This is a genomic window from Moritella viscosa (assembly GCF_900120065.1).
GTDB lineage: Bacteria > Pseudomonadota > Gammaproteobacteria > Enterobacterales > Moritellaceae > Moritella > Moritella viscosa.
Genome location: NZ_FPLG01000017.1, coordinates 1 through 1,275, shown reverse-complemented (window position 1 = coordinate 1,275; position 1,275 = coordinate 1). Strand labels below are relative to the sequence as shown.

The window sequence follows — 1,275 nt, the reverse complement described above, 5'->3', positions numbered from 1 at the left end:
CAGAATTAACACCATCAAAAATGTCATTGATAAACGTATCTCTGGCGTTGATGCTGCCGCGCTTCTAAACCTAAGTACACGACAAGTATATCGACTGACGAAGCAATATTTAAAACATGGAACTGAAGGTTTGATTTCACATAAACGTGGCCAGCCTAGTAACCATCACCATTCCTATAAATTCAAACAACACGTTCTTGACCTCGTGCAGATCCATTACCAAGATTTTGGTCCAACTCTCGCACACGAAAAACTTACCGAGCTACATGCTATTTCTGTGGGCGTTGAAACACTGCGTCAATGGATGATTTCCGACGGTCTGTGGCGACCACACGCCAAACGTAAACCTAAGGTATATCAGCCTCGCTATCGTCGTGATTGCTTCGGTGAACTCATACAAATTGATGGCTCTCATCATGACTGGTTTGAAGGCCGCAGCGATAAATGTTGCCTGATCGTTTATATCGATGATGCTACCAGTCAGATCATGAGTTTAAGATTTACGAATGCAGAAACAACGCTCGATTACATGGCGATAACGCGTGAATATATAAAGCAATATGGCAAGCCAACCGCGTTTTATTCAGACAAACATTCCGTATTTAAAGTGAATAACCGGGATGCTAAAACGGCTAAAATAACGCAATTTGGACGGGCTCTGAAAGACCTGAATATAGAGTTGTTCTGTGCTAATAGCTCTCAAGCGAAAGGCCGCGTTGAACGTGCTAACAAAACATTACAGGACAGATTGATTAAAGAAATGCGCCTGGATGGAATCAATAATATCGAAGACGCCAATATATGGTTACCAAAATTTATAGCGGACTTTAATCGCCGATTTGCAAAACCCCCGCTCTACGCCAAAAATATGCACCGACCAGTTACAGAGCAACCCTATGAATTAGATAATATTTTCTCTTGGCATGAGCTCCGTAAATTATCGAATTCATTAACTTTACAATACGATAAGGTGCTTTATATGATTGAATCATCTGATGAAAATAATCGATTAACGCGTGAAACGGTTAAGGTGCTAGATTATCCCGATGGCACAATTGCAATTCACTATGGGAATCGAACGTTAAAATATCAAATATTTGATAAGCTACAAAAAGTAAATCAAGGTCAGGTGGTTGATAATAAACGGCTTGGCGCAGTGCTAAAACTCGCTCAAACTGAACAACGGATGTTAGAGCTAGAAGATAAACGTTCACGCAGTAAAAAAGCCCCCAAACGTTCTGCTCAAAAGCGGGCAATAGAGCAACTGCGGGCTAT

At 41.1% G+C, this 1,275-nt stretch carries 1 protein-coding gene; it reads left to right on the top strand.

What is annotated here, in order from left to right; translation table 11 throughout:
• The coding region (locus BT797_RS23415) for an ISNCY family transposase (protein WP_217653251.1) at window positions 1-1,275 on the top strand (1,275 nt) is incomplete at both ends.